Genomic DNA, 22,390 nt, shown 5'->3' on the forward strand with positions numbered 1-22,390 from the left:
CTCATCCGGCCGGGCGGCCGGCCTCGTGGGCTCGGGCATGCTGAACCTTCCGTGGGGGGGGGTCCTGCGGCCGGCAGGCCCACAGGTGCTGCCACCGAGTCTAGTCAACGGCGCGGCCCGCGAGCACCCGGTCAGCGCCTGCCGCGATGGTCCTTGGCCTGTGCGGCGGCCTTGGCCGCCTTACCGAACTGCCGGCCGGCCCGGCGCTGCTCCGCCACGTTCTGCCGCAGGTGCAGGCGGGCCAGCTCGCGTTCCATCTTCCGGTAGCTGTCCCAGCGCCGCTGCTCCAGGCTCCCGGCGGCGAGGGCCTGGCGCACGGCGCAGCCGGGCTCGGCGTCGTGGGCGCAGTCGTTGAACCGGCAGCCGGCGGCCAGGTCTTCGATGTCCGCGAACATGGTCGCCAGCCCCTCCTCCGCGTCCCACAGCGCGAAGCCGCGGATGCCCGGAGTGTCCATGAGCACAGCGCCGTTGGGCAGGGGAATGAGCTCGCGCGCCGTGGTGGTGTGCCGGCCCTTCCCGTCGCCTGCCCGGACGGCTCCGGTGTCCTGCACCGCCCGGCCTGCGAGCGCGTTGATCAGGCTGGATTTGCCCGAGCCCGAGGGCCCCAGCAGCACCATCGTCCGGCCGGGGCCCAGGTATTCGGCCACGGCATCGAGCCCGTCGCCCGTTTCAGCGCTCGTCGCCAAGACGTCCGCGCCGGCGGCCTGCTCGACGATCTGGGCGGCGACCTCGTCATGGCGGCCGCTCAGGTCGGCCTTGGTCAGGATGACCACCGGCAGCGCCCCGGAATCCCACGCGGCCACCAGGGTGCGCTCCAGCCGGTTGGCCGACAGCGGCCGGTCGAAGGGCACCGCGATGCCGACCAGGTCCATGTTGGCGGCCAGGATCTGCTCGGCCGCCAGCGGGTCGTAGGCCTGTTTGCGGGACAGGGCGGAAAACCGCGGAAGCAGCCCGGCGATGGCCGGGCCGCCGGCGGAAGCCGGCCGGGCGGCGTCGTACGCCACCCAATCTCCGGTGGCCGGCTGCGGGCTGAGGCCTGCGGTGGCCAGGTGCAGCAGGCCGCCGTCGGCCGCCAGCAGGACGCGGCCGCGGTCGGTGCGCACCACCCGGGCGGGGCGGAGCGCCGGGTCGGGAAAATGGAGGTTGAACTGCGCGGCGGTGTGTCGGGTGTAGCCGTAGCTGCGCAGCAAGGAGTGCGGGTGATGGGTGTCGGTCACGACGGTTACCTCGGGGCGTGAGGCCTCCGCCCGGGGACGTTCCGGCCGCTAGCCGCGGCGCGGGCGGGGTACGGAGGCTGGGCTGGTGATGGCAGCAGGATCTGCGGGATAAACGGTCATCACACCCACCTCCTCGGGGTTGTCCGGCGGGCTGGTCAGCCCGGCAACTGGATCAGCATAGCGCTCACCGGCCGTTTGCGGAATGGCCCGCCGGGACGCCGTCCGGGAAGTAGAGGCGCAGCCCCAGATCCACCAGGTCGACCCGGTCCAGCGTCGGAACCTCATGGAGCGGGATCCACCGGGCCAGGTCCGTGGAGCCGTCGGCCTCGTCGGTCAGTTCGCCGCCGACAACGCTGGCCGCGTAGATGACGCGGAAGGCGTGCAGCGGCCGGTGCCCGTGCAGGCGCTTCGCGGCCGGAATGTGCTTGCTGTCCACGCCCAGCAGCTGCTCGAGCCTGGCGGCGTAGCCCGTTTCTTCCCGGATCTCGCGGACCGCGCCGGTTGCGGCGTCTTCGCCGTATTCCAGGCCGCCGCCGGGCAAAGTCCAGCGCGGCCAGCCTGCGCCGGTCCAGCGGACCAGCAGCACGGCGCCGTCGGCAACGATCACGCCGTAGGCGGCCACGCGCGTGTCGAATTCCATGTCCCCCAGTCTAGGGCGACGGCCAGTGTAGGGGGGCGGCTAGTGTAGGGCGGCGGGCGAGGCGGCTATCGGACGCGGAGGCCGCTGTGCGCCGCCGCCTGCGCATCCGTGCGCAGTTCGTCGCGGGCGCGCAGCAACGCGTCCCGACGTTCCCGCGGCGCCACCGCGGCGGCCCACGTGCCGGGCCGCAGGCGCTGCGCTTTCCGCCGCGCCCGCCGCTCCCCGGCCCGCACCAGTGCGCGTCCGGCGCGGATCAGCAGCGACTCGAAGACCGGTGGCCGGATGCCGGCGAGGGCCGACGACGGCGGGCGGTACGGCTGGGTGGGGACAGTTGTCATGATGGGCTCTCACAGGTGATGTGCCGGCCGGTCCGACCGGGAGTCGATGATGGGAAAGGCATTGACGTGGAGCTGAACCGGGCGGACGTCCTCCGCGCCCTCGGCATTTTGCTCCAGGTAGGGTTCGGCCAGTTTCCGGACAAAGGCGGCTGCCTGTTCGGCGATGTCGGCCAGCTGTTCACGGGTCAGGCGGACGTTGATGGTGCTGGCCACCGACGCCTCCAGCCATTCCTGCGGCAACAGGTCGGCACCGCGGGTCATGAAGTCGGCCAGCAGGTCGGCGCGGCTGCGCTCGAATTCGCGGGTGACCAGGCGGGCCGCCTCCCGGGTGGCCGGAGTGCCGGACAGATCGCCGGCGCTGAGGGTCAGGCTGCCGGGAGTGCGTCGCCACCAGCGTTCGCGGGCCGTGCCGCGGCCTTCGACCTCCCGGACGAAATCGTGCCTGGCCAGCTGGCGCAGGTGATAGCTGGTGGCGCCGCTGGACTCCCCCAGCCGTTCCGCCAGTCCGCTGGCTGTTTGCGGGCCGTACTGGGACAGCGCGTTGAGCAGCTGCACCCGCAGCGGATGCGCGAGGGCCTTCAGCGCGACCACGTCTACGTGGCGTTCGTCGCCGTAGCCGCCGCGTCCGGGCTCGCTTTCCTGCTCTCTCTGCTGCTCCATGGGCACCAGCGTAGCGGTGCAAACCACCCTTTGCAAGCGTTTCTTTGCAATGCTTCCTTTGCAATTTGTCGTGCCGGCCGGCGGTTTGTAGGCGAGGTTCCGCGCGCCCGTTCGGGGAGCGCCGGGGCATTGCGCCCACCCCTGTTCGCGGCTAGAACTAAGACCATGGGGAACGCGCCAGCTGGGTTCCACGGCACAGCGCTGCGGAGGCGGGGCGGCCGTGCCTGAGTCCGCCGCAACGGTGCCGCGCGGGCTGATCGCCGACCGCCTGCGCGCCGTGCTGGAGAGCGCCGGCCCCGACCCGGCACGGTTCCCGTCGTCAGCCAGGGACTGCCTGGACCGCGCTTACGAGGCAGCCTATGCCGAGAACCACGCGGGCGCCCGTGCCCTGGCGCAGGCCGGACTCGCCCGGTCCTCGGACACCGAACTTGACGTCCGGCTGGGCTTGTACTCGGTGCTGATTGCGCTCGCCCAGCTGGCAGGCGAAGAGAAGCAGGCCCGGGAATATCTCCACGCCCGCATCGCCTTGCTCCGCAGCCACGGGCTGGAAGCCGAGGCCGCGGCCGGTGAGCGGCTGGGAACGGCGTTGTTCCGCGAAGCCGGCGACGACGACCTCCCGCTCCTGGAGGCTGAACTGGACCGCCTGCTGGAGGCCCGTGCCCCGGGGTCGGTGACGGCGGACGTCCAGCTGGCCATCGCCGTCGTCCGTTCCCAGCGCGGGGAAGCGAAGCAGGCGATCGCGCTGCTGGAAGACGCGGTGGCCGGCTATGAGCATTCCGGCCGGACGGACAGCTTGTCCGGCGCGCTGATGTACCTGGCCAACACCTACCTGCAGGCCGACCAGCCGGAACGGGCCGCCGCAGTTGCCGACCGTATGCTGGCATTGCCCGGCAACCGCGCCACCACCGCCAGCATGTGGCTTTTGAAGGCCAATGCCGCCGGCGGCGACGGCGCGGCCGGGCTGGAGGAAGCGCTGACGGCGCTGGAACTGTATGCGGCGGCCGGGGTCCGGAAGGGTGCGATCAGTGCCGCCGTCGTGCTGGCCCGGCTCTGCGCCGGCATCGGCGACTATGAGGACTCGGTGCTGGCCTGGCAGGCGGCGGTCGCCCAGGCCGAGCGCGGCGAGGTCCAGGAAGAGCTCACGCTGCGCCTGGCGCTGGGAAACCAGCTGCTGGAGGCGGAGGAGTACGAACTGGCGGGCGAGGTGCTGTCCAAGCTGCTGGCGCGGCTGGAACACACCAAGGCGCCCCATGCGCAGGTGGCGCGGGCGCTGATGAGCCTGGGCCACGCCCACCGGCACGCCGGCCGGACCGCCGATGCCCTGGACTGCTGGCGCCGGGCGGTGGCCGAATTCAGCCACGGCGGCGAGTTCGGCGAGGCGGCCCGCGGCCTGCTGGCGACCGGGACGCTGCTCTCCCGCGAGGACCGCGACACCGACGCGCTGGTCTGCTTCGAGGCGGCGGTGGCCGCGGCCCGCAAGGCCGAGGACGACGACGCCGCGCTGCCGCAGGCCCTGCATGCCCTCGGACATGCCCTGTGCGAGGCCGGCGACCCGGACGGGCTCACTGCCTTGGACGAGGCGATCCGGCTGGCGCACCTCTACGGGGCCCGGTGGTACGAGGCGGACTACAGCGACACGCGGGCGAGGGGGCTCTGGGCGCTGGAGGACGGCACCGGGGCTGTTTCGGCGGCGCTGCAGGCGGCGGACCTCTACTCCGCTGCCGACGACGCAGCCTCGGCCGGCAACGCCGAACTCTTCGCGGCCCATGTGCTGGCCGAGATGGGGCGGGCCGACGACGCCGTGCCGATGTTCAAGCTGGTGCTGCAGGAGCCCGACGTCAGCCGCACACTCCGCGTCGCGGCGCAGCTGGGGCTGGCCTCGGCGCTGGACGCCCTGGGCCGGACGGTCGAGGCGGACATCGCCCGCCGCGCCGCGGACGCCGCGGCCGACAGCCCCGACTGACCGGCGGCCGACGCGGCCCGGCGGGGTTGGGCCGCGGGGCAGGGTTCTCATCTTGGTCTCATCTGCGCCGTGGATACTGGTGTCATGCCCCGTACAGCCATCCGCACCGTCCTGGTGGCGCTGGCCGTGCTGCTCGGGCTGGGCGCCGGAGGGGCCGCACTGGCCGCTACCCTGCGCGAGCCCGGGCCCACCGACCTGGGCCCGTCCATCACCGTCACGCAGTCCGGGCCGCCGTCCCCTGCCGGCGGCCCGGGTCCGGCCGGCAGCGAGCAGCCGTCCCCCACGCCCACGACCACCGCTACCTCGTCCCCGGCCACTCCGACCCGCCCGCCGAAAAGCAACGGACCGGTTCCCGTCCAGCCGGCGCCGCCGCAGGACTACGACGACGATGACACGGACGACTGGGACGACGATGGCGGGGACGATGACTGAGTCCGTCCCCCTGTCCCCACACCCCCACGCCTTTCGGCACCGCGGCGGCGCTCCGCGTGGTGCGGGCATCCCGCGCGGCGGCGTCGCTCCGGGGGGCGGCGGCAGCCCGCGCGGCGGCGGCGCTCCGGCTGGTGGCCGCATCCTTTCCGGCGGCCGTGCGTAGGCCGTCGGGCGGGCCGTCTGTCCGCGTCCGGGTACTGGCCGCTGTGCTCGCCCTTTCGGCCCTGGGCCTGCTGGTTGCCGGATCGGTGGCGTTCGCGCTGCAGCGCTCCCATATCATCCAGCGGGTGGACGACTCGCTCCAGCGCAGCGTCAGCGAGTTCAAGACCCTGGCGGAGACAGGCATCGACCCGGACACGGGCGAACCCTTCACGCAGGCCAGCCGGTTGGTCTTCCTGGCGATGGAGCGGACGCTTCCCTCCGCCAACGAAGGCATGCTTGGCCTCGTCGACGGGAAGGTGACATACACGGCGAGCCCGTCCGTGCGGCTCCGGCTCGAGCGGGATGCCGAACTCGTAGCCCTGCTGGGCCCGGACGCAACTGCGTCCGACCGGGTGGTGCTCAGCACCATGGAGACGCCGACCACGACGTACCGGGTGGTCACGGTGCCGGTGCAGCTCTCGTCCGACCCGGCCCACAGCACGTTCGTGCTGGCCTACGATTACGACGCCGAGCTGCAGCAACTGGACGACATCTTCCTGACCTACGCACTGATCGGGTTCGGTTCGCTGGTACTGATCGGCGTCGTCGGCTGGCAGGTGGCCGGCCGGCTGCTGGCACCCATCCGGCTGGTGCGCGAAACGGCACAACGGATCACCGACGCGGACCTGACCCAGCGCATCCCGGTGGGCGGCAACGACGATATCTCCGAACTCTCCCGCACCTTTAACGACATGCTGGACCGCCTGGAGGCGTCCATGACGGCGCAGCGGCAGCTGCTGGACGACGTCGGGCACGAGCTGCGCACCCCCATCACCATCCTGCAGGGCCACCTGGAACTGCAGGACCCGCACGACCCGGCGGACGTCGAGTCGGTGCGCGGCATCGCCTTGGACGAGCTGGACCGGATGCGGCTGCTCGTCGACGACCTGGTCCTGCTGGCCAAGGCGGAACGTCCCGGCTTCGTGAACCCGTCCGACGTCGAGGTGGGGCAGTTGACCGACGACGTGCTGGACAAGGCCCGGCCGCTGGGCGCCAAGCGCTGGACCGTCGATGCACGGGCCGAAACCCGCTGGCATCTGGACGGGCGGCGGATTACCCAGGCCTGGCTGCAGTTGGTGGCCAACGCCGTGAAATTCTCCGAGCCCGGGTCCACGGTGGCGATCGGTTCGGCCGTGCGCGGCAATGAGCTGCGGCTGTGGGTCAGGGACGAGGGAACGGGCATCCTCCCGGAGGACCAGGGCAGGATTTTCGACCGTTTCGCACGCGGCAGCAACGGGACGCGGGCGGAAGGCTCGGGACTGGGGTTGACCATCGTCAGCGCCATCGCCGCGGCGCACGGCGGCAGCGTCGAACTGGCCTCGGCCCCGGGCGCCGGATCCACTTTCACCGTCGTGCTCAGCGGCCCGGAGGCGGGCGCAGACAAGGAGGAGAGCGCGTGAGCCAAATTCTGATCATTGAGGACGAGGACAGGATCAGTTCCTTCATCGCCAAGGGCCTGAAGGCCGCCGGCTACGTGCCCACGGTCGCCGGCACCGGGCGGGAGGGCTACCATCTGGCCATGACCGGGGACTTCGAGCTGGCCATCCTCGACCTGGGACTGCCGGACCAGGACGGCTTCACCGTGCTGCGCCGCCTGCGCGAGGGCCGCAACGACATCCCGGTGATCATCCTCACCGCCCGCAGCTCGGTGGACGACACCGTTGCCGGGCTGGAGAACGGCGCGGACGACTACATGTCCAAGCCGTTCCGGTTCGAGGAGCTGCTGGCCCGGGTGCGGTTGCGCCTGCGCTCCGAGGCGCAGCCGGCCGACCTGGCCGTCCTCGGCAGCGGCACGCTGAGCCTGGACCTGCGGACCCGGCGGGCCAGCGTCGGCGGCCGGGAGGTGGATCTCTCCGCCCGGGAGTTCGCCCTCGCCGAGGCCTTCCTGCGGAATCCGGGCCAGGTGCTCAGCCGCGAGCAGTTGCTCTCGCGGGTCTGGGGATACGACTTCGACCCCGGCTCCAACGTGGTGGACGTGTACGTCCGCTACCTGCGCAATAAGCTCGGGGCGGAGAAGTTCGCCACCGTGCGCGGCATGGGCTACCGCCTCGTCGCCGACGCCTGAGGGAAGGGCCCGATTAGGCCGCGCCGGCGGCCAGGTCCTCGGCGATGGCAAGCCGTTGCCGGGCGTCCTGCTGCCACCCGTCACCCTCCCCGGGGGTCTTCGCCCCGGCCACCAGCGACAGCGCCACGCCGGCGGCCCGGCCGCGCAGGGCCGCCGGGTCCACCACGGTGTCGAACGCGGCAGCGAAACGTTCCAGCGCGGCCGGGACATGCACGTACCCCGGGTGCACGGCGGGCAGCACGGCCAGGTGCCCGAGGAAACAGGCCAGGTCGTCCACCAGATGGCCCGGACCCAGCGAGTCCACGTCCATGAGTCCGGTAATCTTCCCGCCGTCCACCAGCAGGTTCGCCTCGTAAAAGTCGCCGTGCGTCGGGACCAGCGGGCCGGCGTCGGTGGCCGCCAGCAGCTGTTCCACCCGATCGGCCAGGTTAAACACCCGCTCCTGCTCGTCGGGGAGCACGGCCGCCGCTGCCTTGGCGTAGTCGGCTGCGCGGTCGGCCCAGGCCGGGCGACGCGAGAGCTCCAGCACACCGGCCGGGAGCTCATCCAGCAGCGCCAGGAGGGTTTCGGGCGCCAGGCTGGCGGCGCCGTCGTCCATCAAAGCCTGGGCCAGCGGCACCCCCTTCGCCTCCGTGAGCACCACCACGCCGTCGGCCGGTCCGGCGGAGGCAACCGGGGCCGGCAGCCCGGCGTCGGTCAGCAGCCGGTGCCGGAGCATCAGCTGCGCCGCCCGGTCCGGACGGACCACCTTCAAAAAGACCCGGTGTCCGTCCTGGACGGCTTCCAGCACGGCCCGCCGCAGCGGCCGGTAGCTGACCATTTTCAGGTCGGCTTCTCCCCCGCCGAAAACGCTGCGGCCCACCGCAGCCGGGTCGCACGCCGCGGGCAGTCCGACCAGCACCGGGTCGGACGGATACAGCCAGGCGGTCAGCGGGACGGGCCCGCCGTCCAGGCGTACCAGCGGAAGCCCGCAGTCGGGCACCGGCGCCGTGGTGACGCAGACGTACTCGGTCCGCTCGCCGCCGTCGTGCCCGCGGAGCCGCACGGTGTAGATCCCGGTCGCGCCGGCCCCGGGCCGGTGCTGCAGCTTCGCCAACTGCCAGGACCGGACCGTCCCGCCGACGGTGCCGACGGCGAGTTCCAGCGCTTCGCGCATGCCGGGACTTTCCAACACGTCGATGCCGGCGGTCTCGGTGGCCATCAGGTCAACGTTCGCTGCGTCCATGTCTCCATTGCACACCATTGCGGCCCGGAACGCTCGGAACCGGGGACCGGACAAGGCTGCGGCCCGTCCGGGTGTGGACGGGCCGCAGCCAACCTGCCGGGCGCCTCGGGTCAGGCCCGCCGGCGCTGCAGGACGTCGTCCAGATTGAGCCGGTTCGCGGCCGACTGCTGGGCGGATGCCTCGGCGGCCGAGGCGCCGTCCGCCGGCTGCTGTGTGGCGGCAGTCTTCTCTGATGTCCGGGCGGCGGCCTCGTCGGTCCGCTGCGCGGCGGTCTGCTTGATCGATGTCTTGGTCTGCGGCTTCTTGACCTCGGGGACCGGCAGCGGCGCGGGAGCCGGGCGGGTGGCCTTGGCCGCCGCGACGTACGTCGGTTTGGGCACGTCGACCGGCTGCCAGGGAGTGCCGGACGGCTGACCCGGCGCGGCGGTGTCGCCGGCGTCGGCGGCGACCTTCAAGGCTTCCTCGCGGAGCTCGGCGGCCGTCAGCGGCGCCGGACCGGGCTGGGCGGCCTGCTGCGCGGCCCAAGTGTCCCCCGCGGCCCCGTCAAACAGTTCGGTGGGCTTCCGGGGATTCTTCGCGGCTCCCGCCGGCTGCGATGCCGATGCCGCGCGGGAGGCCTGCCGGGCGCGTGCGGCGGCGCGCTTGCTGCGGTCGCGGACCGCCAAGGAGCGCAGGATAACGACGACGGCGCCCACCGTCAGCAGCGCGAAGCCCGGCACGCGGCCCGAAACTGCGCCGGCCAGCGCCAGGGCGCCGCCGACGACGAACACCAACAGGGCGGAGGCCCCGGCAAGTGCCAGCGCGGTGCGGCCGTAGCGGATGCGGAACTCGGGCTGCCGGGCGGGCGGGGGCACGGGCGACGATGTCGAGGGTGCCGGCTGGGCGTTGTATTCCATGATGATCCCCTGGTTGCCGCCCGAGGCGGTTGCGGGTACTGAAACTAGTGGTGCTGCATGTCCCGGCGCCGGTTCAGCCAGCGCGGGACGGAATGCTCCGCGGAGCACGTACGGTCCTACCCAGACAAACCACAGCCCGACGATGACCGCCAAGATCACAGAGCTCTGAATGTCCACTCTCAAAACCGTAGAAGCTCAAGCATGCCGTACGCGGCATTCATCACGGTGTGTCGGATAACGATTCCGTGCGGCGCTGCCTTATGGTGTCGGGCCGACGTCGCCGTGCTCCAGCCAGCGGTCCAGCAGGCCGCCGGGAACCTCCTCGGCAGTGAGCGCGAAGCTGCGGTGGTCTGCCCAGGCCCCGTTGATGTGCAGGTACCGCGGACGCAGTCCTTCGTCTCGAAAGCCGAGCTTCTCCACGACGCGCAGGCTGGCGCGGTTCTCCGGCCTGATGTTGATCTCCATCCGGTGGAGCCCGAGCGTTTGGAAGCAATGGTCGGTCGCCATGGCCACCGCCGTGGGCGCTATCCCGCGGCCGGCACGCGCCTCATCCACCCAGTACCCCAAAGTGGCCGACATTGCAGAGCCCCAGACGATGCTGGAGACAGTCAGCTGCCCGACCAGCGCCGGCCGGGGCCTCCCCTCCTGCAGTTCGGTGATGATCCAGGGCAGGGCCGTGGCCAGCCGTGCCTGGTGCTTGAGCGAGCGGACCATCTCCGAGAACGAGGGCAGATACCCGTCCGGAGCCGGGTTCGTGGCCTCCCACGGTTCCAGCCAGCGGGCGTTGCGGCGCCGCACGGCCGTCCACTCGCTCCGGTCCCGGTACCGGATCGGGCGCAGCGACAAGTCCCCGCATGCCAGCGTCGCTGGCCAGATTGCCGGTCCGTACCCCATGTGAAGTTCTTAGCGGTCGCGACGGGGCTCAGTCGCCCGAGCCGTCGATAAAACTCTTCAGCCAGGTCCGCAGTTCCGTCCCGATGTCTTCACGTTCGGAGGCGATGGTCACGACGGCCTTGAGATAGCTGAGCTTGTCGCCGGTGTCGTACCGGCGCCCGGAAAAGACCACGCCGTAGACGCCGCCGCCTTCGCCTTCGCGGCCGGCCAGGGCTTCGAGCGCGTCGGTCAACTGGATTTCGCCGCCGCGGCCGGGCTTGGTGTCCTCCAGCACGTCGAAGACGGACGGGTGCAGGACGTAGCGGCCGATGACCGCCAGATTGGACGGGGCCTCGTCCGGCGAAGGCTTCTCCACCAGTTCGTTGATCCGCACGTAGCCGCCGTCGCCCATCGGGGTAACGTCCGCGCAGCCGTAGGCGCTGATCTGGGCGGGGTCCACCTCCATCAGGGCGACCACGGAGCCGCCGGTCTGCTGCTGGACCGTGATCATCTGGGTCAGCAGGTCGTCGTGTTCGTCGATCAGGTCGTCGCCGAGCAGCACGGCGAACGGTTCGTCGCCCACGTGCTGGCGGGCCCGCAGGACGGCGTGGCCGAGGCCCAGCGGATCCCCCTGGCGCAGGTAGTGGATGTCCGCCAGTTCCGAGGCGGCCTGTACGGCGGCGAGCTTCTCCAGATCGCCCTTCTCCTCCAGGATCTGCTCGAGGTTGGGCACGCGGTCGAAGTGGTCTTCCAGCGGGCGCTTGTTGCGGCCGGTGATGACCAGGACGTCGCTCAAGTCTGCACGCACGGCTTCCTCGACCACGTACTGGATGGCCGGCTTGTCCACCACGGGGAGCATTTCCTTGGGCATGGCCTTGGTGGCGGGCAGGAAACGGGTTCCCAAACCAGCGGCCGGGATGACAGCTTTGCGTACCGTGCGATGAGACGTCATGGGTTCAGACTACCGAACGAAGGTGCGAAGCAAGCCGATCCGGGGGGAAGCAACTACGATGTCGGCCATGGAGATGCAAACCGGCATGGACAAGGAAACCGCCCGCGCATTCTTCCGGGCACGCCGCCGGGCCCGCCCCGAGGAAGAGCAGATCAAGGCCGGGACCGCCCTGGCGCACCAGGTGCTGGACGGTCTTCGGCGGCTGAACGTCCCGGCCGGAACCATCGTGCCGGCCTACCTGTCCGTCGGTTCCGAACCGTCCACGCGCATGCTGCTGCCGGCCCTTGAGGAGGCCGGCTACCAGGTGGTGGTCCCGATCTGCGAACCGGACTACCGGCTCAGGTGGGCACGCTGGTTCAGCGGGGTGGAGCTGGTCCGCAGTCCCCGGGCTTGGATCGACGAGCCGGTCGGAGAACGTTTCGGAGCGGAAATCATGGCCGGCCTGCCGCTGGTGCTCGTGCCCGGGCTGGCCGTCGACTCCGAGGGCAACCGGATGGGCCAGGGCGGCGGTTATTACGACCGGTTCCTGGCGTCGCTTGGCGACGGCGAAGACCGCCCGAGGTTTGTCGGGGTTTTCTACGCCGACGAGGTGGTGGCGGCGGGAGCCTTCGAGTCCACGGTGCTCGACGCGCCGCTGGACGCCGCCGTGTCGCCCGACGGTTGGACGTGGTTCCCCCGGCGGACGGTGTAGAATTGGCACTCTGAGCGGGTGAGTGCCAACGCCTGGCCGGGCGCTTCCTGCTCCTGCCAAGTTTTTTCTCAGGAGGAATTACTGTGCCCACGTACGCCTACGCCTGCAAAGACTGCGCCCATGCCTTCGACATCCAGCAGTCCTTCAGCGATGAATCGCTGACCGTCTGCCCCGAGTGCGGCGGCAACCTGCGCAAGAAGTTCAACAGCGTCGGGGTCGTCTTCAAGGGCTCGGGCTTCTACCGCACCGATTCGCGCGACTCTTCCTCGGCAGGCTCCGTTCCCGCTGCCGCCTCGGGGTCCGCCGGCACCGGGTCAACCGCCTCTTCCGAGGCGGCGAAGCCCGCCGCGGCCGAAGCCTCCAAGCCTGCCGCCGCCCCGGCTCCGGCGGCAGCAGCCAGCTAGCCGCCTCGGACGCCGGCGGCCGCTCCTACACCGCGAAGCGGCGGCGGCGCTGATCCACAGGCGGGCCTACCCCGCGGACCCGTGCGGCCCGGATGCTTTTAGCGTAGCCGCATGCCCGTTGCTGCCGCGTCCCGCACCGCCCGCCCTGCACTGTCGCCGCGCCGCCTGCTGCGCCGGCATTACCGGCTGCTGGCCGCCCTGCTGCTCTGTGCGGCCGCGGCGCTGGTGGTGCAGCAGCTGACCCCTGCGCCGGGCCCCACCGACTCCGTGGTGGTCGCCGCGTCCGACCTCCCGGCAGGCGCCGATCTGTCCGCCGACGATGTGATGCTGGGCGAGCTGCCGGCCGGTTCCGTACCCGAGGGAACTGCCGACAGTCCGGACGAGGTGGTGGGCCAGCGGCTGGCGACGGCGCTGCGCGCCGGCTCTCCGGTCGTGGACACCTCGATCGTCGGCCCCGGCCTGTTGACCGGGGCGCCGCCGGGGACGGTGGCCGTGCCCGTGCGCCCCGCAGACCCCTCCACCGTCCAGTTGGTGTCGCCGGGCCAGTTGGTGGACATCGTGCTCAGCAGCGGCAACGGGTTCGAAGAGCCTGCCGAAACCACAGTCCTGGCGCGGGCCGTTCCGGTGCTGTGGAAGGCCGACGACGGCGCTGCCGCGGCCGGCCTGCTCGGCGCGGGCGAGCCCGACGGGCTCGTGGTGGTTGCGGCGGCACCGTCCGACGCAACCGCGTTGTCCGGCGCCTCCAGCCGGGGCAACGTCTTCCTCGTGTTGGTCGGCTGATGACTGCCCCGGACCGGCCGGCCCGCGGACCGGCTCCCGGCCTAGCCCCAGTGCGGCGGCCGCTGCTCCCGCAGCCAGGCGTCCCGGTCCTCGTCCCGGTCGCCCCACGCTCGGGGGTCGTCCTCCGCTGCCTTGGTCGGCAGCGTCGGCGACTGGTTCCGCCTGGCCCGGCGCGGCCGCAACCGGTCGTCGCCGGCCTCGCCGGCCTCGTCCGCCGAGCCTGCTGAGTGCGCGGAGTGCGGGGACTCCTCCGCCCGCGGGGTCTGCTCCGCCGCCGGCTTCGGTCCCCGTGCGCTGGCGGGACGGTCGTCCTTGTCTGCCGGTTCTTCCGGCTTCTGCAGTCCCAAGTAGCCTCCGATCAGGTCTGCGCATTTCTCCGGATCCGTGAACACCTCGATGGTCCACAGCGTCAGCGGCCGCCAGCCCAGCCGCTCTAGCTGTTGCGGGCGCAGCCGGCTGCGCTCCCGCACTGTCAGCTCCTGGTACTGCGGGCTGCCGTCAGACTCCAGGGCCACGGGCAGCGTCGGTTCAACATCCGGCGAATACTGCACCGTTCCGGTGCTGGCGGCGATGTCGATGACCCCGTAATAGTGGTCCCAAACGCGTGCGCCGCGGGTGCGGATGCGCTCCACGAGGTCCGCGACCAGCGGGTCGTCGATCCCGGGAGACAGTTCGGGCGCCGCGAACCGGCCGTCGCCGAGATGGCGGTCCAGCAGGTCATGGAAGTCGGCGGCCCCATGCCGCAGCCGCTCGGGGTCCAGATCCTCCGGGCGGAAGCAGCTGAGGACGTGCAGCGACTGCCGGGAACGGGTGACCGCGGTCGCGAAGAGCGACCGCCCGTGCGGCGCCGACAGGGGTCCGAAGTCGTGGACCGCCCGCCCGTGCGGCGTCCGGCCAAAGCCGAGCGAGAAGATCACATCGTCGCGGACCAATCCGGACGCGCGTTCGACGGGAACCACGCGGAAGGGCTCCTGCCGGCGGTTGAAGAAGTCCGCCGCCGCCGGATAGTTGGGCATCTGCAGCCGGATGGCCTCCGCCACGCGGGCGGCGTGCCTGGCGCTGGCCGTCACCACCGCCAGCGACCGCGACGGCCGAAGGCTGATGTGCTCGAAGACAAGGTCCACCACCCGGTTGAGTTCGGCCGGGACGCTCTCCACGCCTTCGTGTCCGGCGCCGGGCATCCCGGTACCGTCGGGCAGATATTCCACTTCCAGGCCGCCACCGCGGATGGAGCTGGCGCCGGGCAGGCGGGACAGCGATCCGCCGTAGAACTTCTCACTCAGCGAGCGGGTCAGGTCGAGGTCGACGGCACGGTAGGCGGTGGTCAGCGCCACCACCGGCAGCACCTCGGAGAGCGCGTGGAAGCAGCTGGCCAACGGTTGCGGTGCTTCGCCGGTGACGGGGTCATTCCGCCGGTCCACGTTGACTTCGAAGGGCTCGGCGCGGCCCAACTCGCCGTCGCCGAACGCCACCACCTGGTGCGCCCGGGAGACCGCGGTCAGCGCCGACGGCAGGCTGGTGGCCTCGGCGTCGAGGATGATGACGGCATCGAAGTGCTTGCCTTCCGGGAGCAGGAGCGGCAGCACCAGCGGGGAGGCAGTCCAGATCGGCAACAGCGCCGAAACCAGCGACTCCGACTGCTGTCCCAACGCGGCCAGGGTGGGTTCGCCGGCCTTGAGCAGGTCGCGCAACCGCTGCGCGGCCTTGGGCTTGCTCTTGAGCGAATGCCGCCAGTTCTGTGCCAGTTCCCAGCGCAGCCGGGCGGGCCCGGACGCGATGTGCGCGTTGTCCGCGAGCCGGTAGACCGCCTCGAGCTTGCGGAGATTGTCGCCGTCCGACATGGCCAGGTAGTCGTCGCCGCTGATCATCGCTTCGAGTGCCGACTGCCACCACGCCAGGTCCAGTTCAGCACTGACCTCGCCCGCACCGACTTCGCGTGTGGCCAGATCGTCCAGCAGTTCGGTCAGCCCGTGTTCGCGCATCTGCTCCAGCAGCAGCGTACGTTCGGGCAGGTTTACCAGCGTTTCGCGGTCCGCTGCCAGGGCGTCCAGCTGTTCCTGGAGTTCGCCGTCGGGCAGGGCCGCGAGGGCCCGGTCTTCGGGCACCGGTGCCAGCAGGGCGGCCAGTTTCTCGAGGCGCTGCGCCACCTCCCGGTAAAAGCCGTTCAGGTCCGCCAACCCGGAGGGCACCGCCGGATGCCGCTGCGACGTTGCGTAGTCGGCCCACTTTGTCCGCTGCTGCTGCACCTCGAAGAGGGACTCATGCAGGTCGGAGATGTGCACGCCCGGGCGGATGTATTCCTTGGCCACCTTGCGCAGCCGGGAACGCGTCATCGAACTCATTTCGATTCCGCGGTCGCGCCGCCAGGAACTCGGCGCGGTCGCGGAAATCAGATCCGTGACCGGCCGGTCGAAGATGTCCGGGGTGAACTTGTCGAGGCTGCCGCGGACCTCCACCAGCAGCTGGAGCTGCTCCCCCCACTCGCGGAACGTCCCGGCGAGGGCGATCTGCGAGTGTTCAGCGACCTTGTTCATCCGTTCGCGCAGCCGCGGGACGTCCTTCGCCAGGTCGGCGGCCAGCTGGTGGGCGTCTTCGGTCTCCTTGCGGTTGAGCAGCTTGGCACCGAACCACGGGCTGGTGGTCGCGGACTTGCTGAAGCTGCCCAACTCGGCCGCCCGGACCAGCCGTGCCGCCAGCTCCGCCCGGTCGGTGATGTTGTCCAGCACCGACCGCTTCAGCCGCACGGTGGTCGCCGGAGCCGGATCGAGCGAGGTCAGCTTGGCCAGCGACTGCATCGCCTGGTAGGGGGAACAGCGCCAGCGACTGCGCACATTGTGCAGCGACTTCACATGCTCCATCAGCTTGTGCCGGTGATCGGTGAGGGTGGTGTGCAGCTTCTGCAGCTGCGGCTCCTGCGCCTTTTCGTTGCGGCTGATCGCGCGGATCATCGCCCGGCGCAGCTGCTCCGGCGTCAGGTCCGCGCTCAACTGCAGGGCCAGCGACCCCAAATCCACGGTTTCCAACTGCTGTGTGAATTCGACCAGCGTGCCTCGGCGTTCCGCGACCACCAGCACGCTCTTGCCCTCGTAGGCCAGGGCGGCCGCAGCGTTGAGTGCCGTCTGGGTTTGTCCGGTGCCCGGCGGCGCCGAAACCACCAGTGAATGCCCGGCCTGGACCAGGTCCAGCACCCGTTGCTGCGCGGCGTCTGCGTCGAGCAGCAGGAACTCATCCTGCGGATCGCGTTCGTCGATCGGCGGCAGCTCCACCTCCGGCACGGGCACGGCGTTCCGGCCGGCCGGGGGACGGGGACCGGCCTGGGATCCCGCGCCGGCTTCGGCCAGCGCGCGGATCACCGGGTGCCCGGCATCGAGCAGGACCGGGTCGGTAACTGCTTCCAGGTCCGCGAAGGTCGACACCAGCAAATGGTGTTCGATGGTCATGTTCCGCACGCCGGCGGTGAGCAGGCGCAGCCGTTCCAGCACCGGGTGCGGATCCAGGCGGGCGGTGCTGTAGGCCAGCCGGGCGGTCGCCTCGGCGTCGATACCGATCCCCTGCTCCGCGGAGAGGTGGCGGACGAGCGCCGGGTTCAGCCGGGCGCGGTCGGTCAACTGCAGTTCGAAGTCATCCTGGCTGGGGCGGACGGTCAGCGCCACCGGGATCAGCATCACCGGGGCATTCAGGGACTCCGACCGGCCGATGTCGGGAACCCGCCAGGAGGCCGTTCCGGCGGCCAGATACCCGACGTCGATACCGCGGTCCGAACCCAGTTCGTAGATTTTGGCGCGCAGGCTGCGGGCGGTACGCATGGCCGCGGCGTACTGGTTCGGCTCGCGCAGCAGGGTGGAAAGACGGGTGCGGCGGCCGGCCAGCAACTGCGCCAGGCCGGAAGGGTGGGCATGCGTCAGGTCAATGCTGTTCGACGACGTCGGGGCGAACCGCAGCAGCGTGTCCGACCCGGCGAGATCGCCCAGGTTGTCCAGCCACGATGCCACAACGTCTTCAGCAGCCTCAGCTACGCTGGCCAGCGACACGGCTGCCCCCTTTACTTCACTCTCGGCGACTTGCCTCGACCACAACGGCATGTCAAACAAGGTATCGGACTTTAAACGCCAAACGGGCGACCGCAACACTGCTCGGCGAAATTGCCTCGCAGTTCACCCGCAGCCGCGCTGCGGGCGGGCAGCGGTCGCCCGTTGTGGCTACTCCCACTCGATGGTTCCCGGCGGTTTGCTCGTCACGTCGAGCACCACGCGGTTAACGCCGTCCACTTCGTTGGTGATGCGGTTGGAGATCCTGGCCAGCAGGTCGTAGGGAAGCCGCGACCAGTCTGCGGTCATCGCGTCCTCGGAGGAGACCGGACGGAGCACGATCGGGTGTCCGTAGGTGCGGCCGTCGCCCTGAACGCCCACGCTGCGCACGTCGGCCAGCAGGACCACCGGCATCTGCCAGACTTCCTGGTCCAGACCCGCAGCGGTCAGTTCGGCGCGCGCGATCGCGTCCGCCTTGCGCAGCAGGTCCAGCCGCTCCTGGGTGACTTCGCCGATGATCCGGATGCCAAGACCCGGGCCGGGGAAGGGCTGGCGTCCGACGATTTCGGCCGGCAGGCCCAGTTGGGCGCCGACCGCGCGGACCTCGTCCTTGAACAGCGTCCGCAGCGGTTCCACCAGCTCGAACTGCAGGTCCTCGGGCAGCCCGCCCACGTTGTGGTGGCTCTTGATGTTCGCGGCGCCCTCGCCGCCGCCGGACTCGACCACGTCCGGGTAGAGCGTGCCCTGCACCAGGAACTTCACCGACTCCCCCTCGGCGGCCGCCTCGGCCAGCACGGCCTTTTCGGCGGCTTCAAAGGCGCGGATGAACTCGCGGCCGATGATCTTGCGCTTGGTCTCCGGGTCGGTGACACCGGCCAGCGCGGACAGGAAGCGCTGCTGTTCGTTGGCTACGTACAGCTTCACGCCCGTGGCCGCGACAAAGTCACGCTCCACCTGCTCGGCTTCGCCCTCGCGCAACAGTCCGTGGTCCACAAAGACACAGGTCAGCTGGTCGCCGACCGCGCGCTGCACCAGGGCCGCGGCGACGGCGGAGTCCACGCCGCCGGACAGCCCGCAGATCACGCGGGAGTCGCCGATCTGGGCGCGAATGCGCTCCACCTGCTCCTCCACGATGTTGCCGGTGGTCCAGTTGGGCTCGAGCCCGGCACCACGGAACAGGAAGTTCTCCAACACGCGCTGGCCGTGGGCCGAGTGCTTGACCTCGGGGTGCCATTGCACGCCGTACAGCTTCTTCTCGTCGTTCGCGAAGGCGGCCACCGGGGCGCCGGCCGTGCTGGCCAGCACGTCGAAGCCTGCAGGTGCCTCCTGCACCGAGTCGCCGTGGCTCATCCAGGTGTTCTGGACGGAGGGCACCCCGGCCAGGATGGACCGGCCCTCCCCCACCGCGGTGGCGTCCGTGGCACCGTACTCGCGCAGCCCGGTCCTGGCCACCTTGCCGCCCAGGGCGTTCGCCATGGCCTGGAAGCCGTAACAGATGCCGAACACCGGGACGCCGGCTTCGAACAGGTCCGCGCCGATCCTCGGCGCTCCTTCGGCGTAGACGCTGGAGGGCCCGCCGGAGAGGATGATGGCCACCGGGTTCTTGGCCATCAGCTGTTCGGTGGTGTAGGTGTGCGGAACGATCTCGGAATACACGTTGGCCTCGCGCACGCGGCGGGCGATCAGCTGCGCGTACTGGGCCCCGTAGTCGACGACGAGGACGGGCCGGTGATCCGTAGTGGCGGGGGGAGGAGTAGTCACCCTTACAGGATAGTCGCCGGGTCCGGCGCCTCGCACTCCGGCGTCCGCCCCCGCTGCGTGAGGTAGCGCACGCCCGGCTCCGGTCAGTAGCGCTTGGCGGCTTCGGGGTGGGCGGCCAGTTCCTCTTCCACCTCGCGGTGCACCTTGCGTTCCAGGATGATGGACAGGAACGGGATGACGCCGCCCAGGGCGATCAGCACGAACTTGCTGAACGGCCAGCGCATCAGCGACCAGAGCCGGAAGTCGGCAATCAGGTACAGCACGTACAGCCAGCCGTGCGCTATCAGCACCGCGATGGACAGGTTCAGGCCGTCGATCACGGACGGTTCGGCCTGCGCCAGGCCCAGCGCGAAGGTCTCGCCCGTCAGGGTGTTGGTGGCCCCGGCGAACAGGAACAGGTTGAAGCCGTACCGCAGCACCATCTCCACGCAGAGCAGCAGCAGCATGATGCCGGTGATGTAGGAGGTGACCTTGTAGAAGGTCAGGGCGGAGCGGATCTGGGCGTGGGTTCCGCCGAAGCGGCGTTTGGCCGGACGCTGGGTCGCGGCGGAACGGTCGGGGGCGTTTTCGGTCACGTGGACTACCTCGTTGTGTGGGGTGAGCTGGGTGTGGTCTGGTCGGCGGCGGCATCGCCGCCCTGGCGGGTGCCGGCGGGGCCCGCCGCGCTCCCCCGCCCGGATTCGGCTGCATGGCGGGCCGCTTCGGCCGCGTCTTCGGCCGCCTCCAGGTCGCGGCGGTAGTCGTCGGCCACCAGCCGCCACCAGAGGAAGATTGCGAATCCGGCGAACACCACCCATTCCACCGCGTAGAAGACGTTCATCCAGTTGACCGGCGCTTCCTGCGGCTGCGGTCCGACAACCACCGGCTGCATCGAGGTCCCCTCGGTCGCGGTGCCAAGGTCCGTGCCGCCCACGGTGAAGCCGGTCCCGACCACGAAGCCGGAGTAGCCGGGCGCGTTCCAGCGGTTGATCAGCTCGGCCGCCGACAGCGAAGCCACCTGGCCGGCGGGCAGGCTTCCGGGCAGCGGGGCTTCCGTGGGCAGCAGCCGCCCGACGACGGTGGCCTCACCGTCCGGGGCGGGAACGGCATCCGCCGGTTCCTCGACCCAGCCGCGCACCACGGGGATGACCACGTCTTCGCCAAACTGCTCCACGCCGTCCACGGTGAACGGGTCGACCACCCAGAGGCCTTCTTCGCCGTCCTGCAGGCGGTTCCGGACCAGCACCTGCCCGCCCTGGACGAAGCTGCCGTCGAAGGTGACCATCTGGTCCGCGGTGGCGGCGGTCATCGGGATGCCCGGTTCAAAGACGTCGGTGAGCGGCTTGACCGTTTCGGTCTCGCCCGGGGGCGGGGGCGGTTCGCTCTGCGACGTGGAAAACTGCCACTGGCTCAGCAGCACGAACACCGTGGACAGCGCCAGCGCAAGCACCAGGGCCGCTATCCAGCGGGGTTTCAGGGCAGTCTTGAGCACCCATTAAAGGTACTTCGCAACCATGTAGAAAACGAATCCTGCCCGGTGCCCTCAGGCCAGCGGAACGATGTCGTCGACGCCCATCCGGGCGCTGTCGGCCGTGACGTCGTCGGGCTGCTCCTGGCTGAGCCGTTCGGCTTCGACCCGGGCCAGGTAGTGCTTCACCTCGCGTTCCACCTGTCCTTCGCTCCAGTCGAGGAGGGGCGCCATCAGCCGGGCGACGACCGGGGCGGCGGAGACGCCGCGGTCCCAGGCCTCGATGGAGATCCGGGTACGGCGGGTAAGCACGTCGTGGATGTGCCGGGCTCCCTCGTGCGTGGTCGCATAGACCACCTCGGCCGCCAGGTAGTCGTCGGCGCCGGGCAGCGGTTCGGCCAGCTCCGGCCGTTCGGTGATGATGTCCAGCACGTCGCCGGCCATGGCTCCGTACCGGTTGAGCAGGTGTTCCACCCGGGCAACGTGGATGCCCGTGCGGTCCGCCATGCGGCTGCGCCTGTTCCAGGCCGCCTTGAAACCGGAGGCGCCGAGCAGCGGGATGGTGTCGGTGCAGCTTGGCGGGACGCGCTCGTCGAGGGCCCGGGCCGCCTCGTCCACCGCGTCCTTGGCCATCACGCGGTACGTGGTGTACTTGCCGCCGGCCACCACCACGAGCCCGGGGACCGGGTGCGCCACCACGTGTTCGCGCGAGAGCTTGGCGGTGGAATCGTTCTCGCCCGCCAGCAACGGCCGGAGCCCGGCGTAGACACCCTCGACGTCCTCCCGGGTGAGCGGGCGCTGGAGGACCCGGTTGACGTGTTCCAGCAGGTAGTCGATGTCCTTGGACGAGGCCGCCGGGTGGGCCTTGTCCAGATTCCAGTCGGTATCGGTGGTGCCGATGATCCAGTGCCGCTCCCATGGAATCACGAACAGCACCGACTTCTCGGTGCGCAGGATCAGGCCCACCGTGGACTGGAACCGGTCCCGCGGCACCACCAGGTGGATTCCCTTGGAAGAACGGACGCTCAGCTGGCCGCGTTCGGTCACCATGGCCTGGGTCTCGTCCGTCCACACGCCGGTGGCGTTGACCACCTGCTTGGCCCGGATGTTGAACTCGCTGCCGTCCTCCTGGTTCCGCACCCGGGCGCCGACCACGCGTTCGCCCTCGCGCAGGAAGTCGACCACCGCCAGCCGGTTGGCCGCGTGCGCCCCGAACGCCGCCGCGGTGCGGACAAGGTTGACCACCAGCCGGGCGTCGTCCACCTGCGCGTCGTAGTAGCGGATGGACCCCACCATGGCGTCCTTTTTCAGGCTGGGTGCCGCCCGGAGGGTCCCCCGCCGGGAGAGGTGTTTGTGGAAGGGGACGCCGCGGCCGCGCCCGGAGGCGATGGCCAGGGCATCGTACAAGGCCACGCCGGCGCCGACGTAGGGCCGCTCCACGTACCGCCTGGTCAGCGGGTACAGGAACGGCACCGGGCGCACCAGGTGCGGCGCGATCCGCTCCAACAGCAGTCCCCGTTCCTGCAGCGCCTCGCGGACCAGAGCGAAATCCAGCATCTCCAGGTACCGCAGCCCGCCGTGGATCAGCTTGGAAGACCGCGACGACGTGCCCGAGGCCCAGTCCCGGGCCTCCACGATGCCCACGTCCAGCCCGCGCGTGACCGCGTCCAGGGCGGCCCCGGCGCCCACCACCCCGCCGCCGACGATCAGCACGTCCAGCTCGGCCCCGCGCTCCTGTGTGGCGCGCAGCGCGGCCAGCGCCTGCTCGCGGCTCTCGGGACTCAGGGCTCCGGTGGTCATCGCCTATCAGCCTCCCA

The 22,390-nt window shown here is 70.8% G+C and carries 20 protein-coding genes; 7 read left to right on the forward strand and 13 right to left on the reverse strand.

What is annotated here, in order from left to right; genetic code table 11:
- Positions 1-131: 131 nt before the first annotated feature.
- From rsgA to AC5RWG_RS05880, 4 genes are all read right to left on the reverse strand, one after another.
- Entirely contained in the window at positions 132-1,217 is a 1,086-nt protein-coding gene (rsgA, locus tag AC5RWG_RS05865; protein ID WP_494166567.1) for a ribosome small subunit-dependent GTPase A, read from the reverse strand.
- Positions 1,218-1,401: 184 nt separating this feature from the next.
- On the reverse strand, positions 1,402-1,857 hold the full coding sequence (locus AC5RWG_RS05870) for an NUDIX hydrolase (protein ID WP_494074119.1): 456 nt from the start codon (positions 1,855-1,857) through the stop codon (positions 1,402-1,404).
- A gap of 65 nt (positions 1,858-1,922) precedes the next feature.
- Complete coding sequence (locus AC5RWG_RS05875) at positions 1,923-2,195, reverse strand: hypothetical protein (RefSeq protein ID WP_494166568.1); 273 nt, start codon at positions 2,193-2,195, stop codon at positions 1,923-1,925.
- Between the two features lie 9 nt (positions 2,196-2,204).
- A complete protein-coding gene (locus tag AC5RWG_RS05880; RefSeq protein ID WP_494166569.1) occupies positions 2,205-2,855 on the reverse strand; it encodes an ArsR/SmtB family transcription factor in 651 nt (216 codons plus the stop codon).
- Positions 2,856-3,075: 220 nt separating this feature from the next.
- On the opposite strand from AC5RWG_RS05880, the gene AC5RWG_RS05885 reads away from it, so the two are divergent.
- The 4 genes from AC5RWG_RS05885 to AC5RWG_RS05900 all read left to right on the forward strand — a co-directional run bounded on the left by AC5RWG_RS05885 (position 3,076) and on the right by AC5RWG_RS05900 (position 7,516).
- The gene (locus AC5RWG_RS05885) at positions 3,076-4,818 is read left to right on the forward strand and encodes a hypothetical protein (protein WP_494166570.1); all 1,743 of its coding nucleotides are present in this window, start codon (positions 3,076-3,078) and stop codon (positions 4,816-4,818) included.
- A gap of 84 nt (positions 4,819-4,902) precedes the next feature.
- On the forward strand, positions 4,903-5,250 hold the full coding sequence (locus AC5RWG_RS05890; protein ID WP_494166571.1) for a hypothetical protein: 348 nt from the start codon (positions 4,903-4,905) through the stop codon (positions 5,248-5,250).
- Positions 5,251-5,456: 206 nt separating this feature from the next.
- On the forward strand, positions 5,457-6,851 hold the full coding sequence (locus AC5RWG_RS05895) for a sensor histidine kinase (RefSeq protein WP_494166572.1): 1,395 nt from the start codon (positions 5,457-5,459) through the stop codon (positions 6,849-6,851).
- A complete protein-coding gene (locus AC5RWG_RS05900; protein ID WP_494000378.1) occupies positions 6,848-7,516 on the forward strand; it encodes a response regulator transcription factor in 669 nt (222 codons plus the stop codon). The genes AC5RWG_RS05895 and AC5RWG_RS05900 overlap by 4 nt, the downstream gene beginning before the upstream one ends.
- Before the next feature lie 13 nt (positions 7,517-7,529).
- Here the strand turns inward: AC5RWG_RS05900 and AC5RWG_RS05905 are convergent, their stop codons facing one another.
- The 4 genes from AC5RWG_RS05905 to galU all read right to left on the reverse strand — a co-directional run bounded on the left by AC5RWG_RS05905 (position 7,530) and on the right by galU (position 11,462).
- Positions 7,530-8,741, reverse strand: a complete 1,212-nt coding sequence (locus AC5RWG_RS05905; RefSeq protein WP_494166573.1) for a phosphotransferase — start codon at positions 8,739-8,741, stop codon at positions 7,530-7,532.
- Positions 8,742-8,851: 110 nt separating this feature from the next.
- A complete protein-coding gene (locus tag AC5RWG_RS05910; protein WP_494166574.1) occupies positions 8,852-9,814 on the reverse strand; it encodes a hypothetical protein in 963 nt (320 codons plus the stop codon).
- A gap of 81 nt (positions 9,815-9,895) precedes the next feature.
- Positions 9,896-10,531 carry a GNAT family N-acetyltransferase gene (locus AC5RWG_RS05915; RefSeq protein ID WP_494000381.1) on the reverse strand — a complete coding sequence of 212 codons (636 nt, stop codon included), beginning with the start codon at positions 10,529-10,531 and terminating at the stop codon, positions 9,896-9,898.
- A 28-nt stretch (positions 10,532-10,559) separates the two neighbouring features.
- Entirely contained in the window at positions 10,560-11,462 is a 903-nt protein-coding gene (galU, locus tag AC5RWG_RS05920; RefSeq protein ID WP_494101694.1) for a UTP--glucose-1-phosphate uridylyltransferase GalU, read from the reverse strand.
- Positions 11,463-11,529: 67 nt separating this feature from the next.
- On the opposite strand from galU, the gene AC5RWG_RS05925 reads away from it, so the two are divergent.
- The 3 genes from AC5RWG_RS05925 to cpaB all read left to right on the forward strand — a co-directional run bounded on the left by AC5RWG_RS05925 (position 11,530) and on the right by cpaB (position 13,337).
- Complete coding sequence (locus AC5RWG_RS05925; RefSeq protein WP_494166575.1) at positions 11,530-12,153, forward strand: 5-formyltetrahydrofolate cyclo-ligase; 624 nt, start codon at positions 11,530-11,532, stop codon at positions 12,151-12,153.
- A gap of 83 nt (positions 12,154-12,236) precedes the next feature.
- Positions 12,237-12,557, forward strand: a complete 321-nt coding sequence (locus AC5RWG_RS05930; protein ID WP_494000384.1) for an FmdB family zinc ribbon protein — start codon at positions 12,237-12,239, stop codon at positions 12,555-12,557.
- Between the two features lie 111 nt (positions 12,558-12,668).
- Positions 12,669-13,337, forward strand: a complete 669-nt coding sequence (gene cpaB, locus AC5RWG_RS05935; protein ID WP_494166576.1) for a Flp pilus assembly protein CpaB — start codon at positions 12,669-12,671, stop codon at positions 13,335-13,337.
- Between the two features lie 41 nt (positions 13,338-13,378).
- Here the strand turns inward: cpaB and AC5RWG_RS05940 are convergent, their stop codons facing one another.
- From AC5RWG_RS05940 to AC5RWG_RS05960, 5 genes are all read right to left on the reverse strand, one after another.
- Positions 13,379-17,419, reverse strand: a complete 4,041-nt coding sequence (locus AC5RWG_RS05940) for a DUF4011 domain-containing protein (RefSeq protein WP_494167100.1) — start codon at positions 17,417-17,419, stop codon at positions 13,379-13,381.
- Positions 17,420-17,536: 117 nt separating this feature from the next.
- Positions 17,537-19,126: a glutamine-hydrolyzing GMP synthase gene (gene guaA / locus AC5RWG_RS05945; protein WP_494000386.1), complete on the reverse strand. Its 1,590-nt coding sequence runs from the start codon at positions 19,124-19,126 to the stop codon at positions 17,537-17,539.
- A gap of 83 nt (positions 19,127-19,209) precedes the next feature.
- A complete protein-coding gene (locus AC5RWG_RS05950) occupies positions 19,210-19,701 on the reverse strand; it encodes a DUF3817 domain-containing protein (RefSeq protein ID WP_494012646.1) in 492 nt (163 codons plus the stop codon).
- A 5-nt stretch (positions 19,702-19,706) separates the two neighbouring features.
- Positions 19,707-20,597, reverse strand: a complete 891-nt coding sequence (locus AC5RWG_RS05955) for an SURF1 family protein (RefSeq protein ID WP_494101698.1) — start codon at positions 20,595-20,597, stop codon at positions 19,707-19,709.
- Between the two features lie 51 nt (positions 20,598-20,648).
- Positions 20,649-22,373 (reverse strand): glycerol-3-phosphate dehydrogenase/oxidase, encoded by a 1,725-nt coding sequence (locus tag AC5RWG_RS05960; RefSeq protein ID WP_494166577.1) that lies wholly within the window; start codon positions 22,371-22,373, stop codon positions 20,649-20,651.
- Positions 22,374-22,390 lie beyond the last annotated feature (17 nt).

The sequence above is a fragment of the Arthrobacter sp. Y3221160 genome (assembly GCF_059092585.1).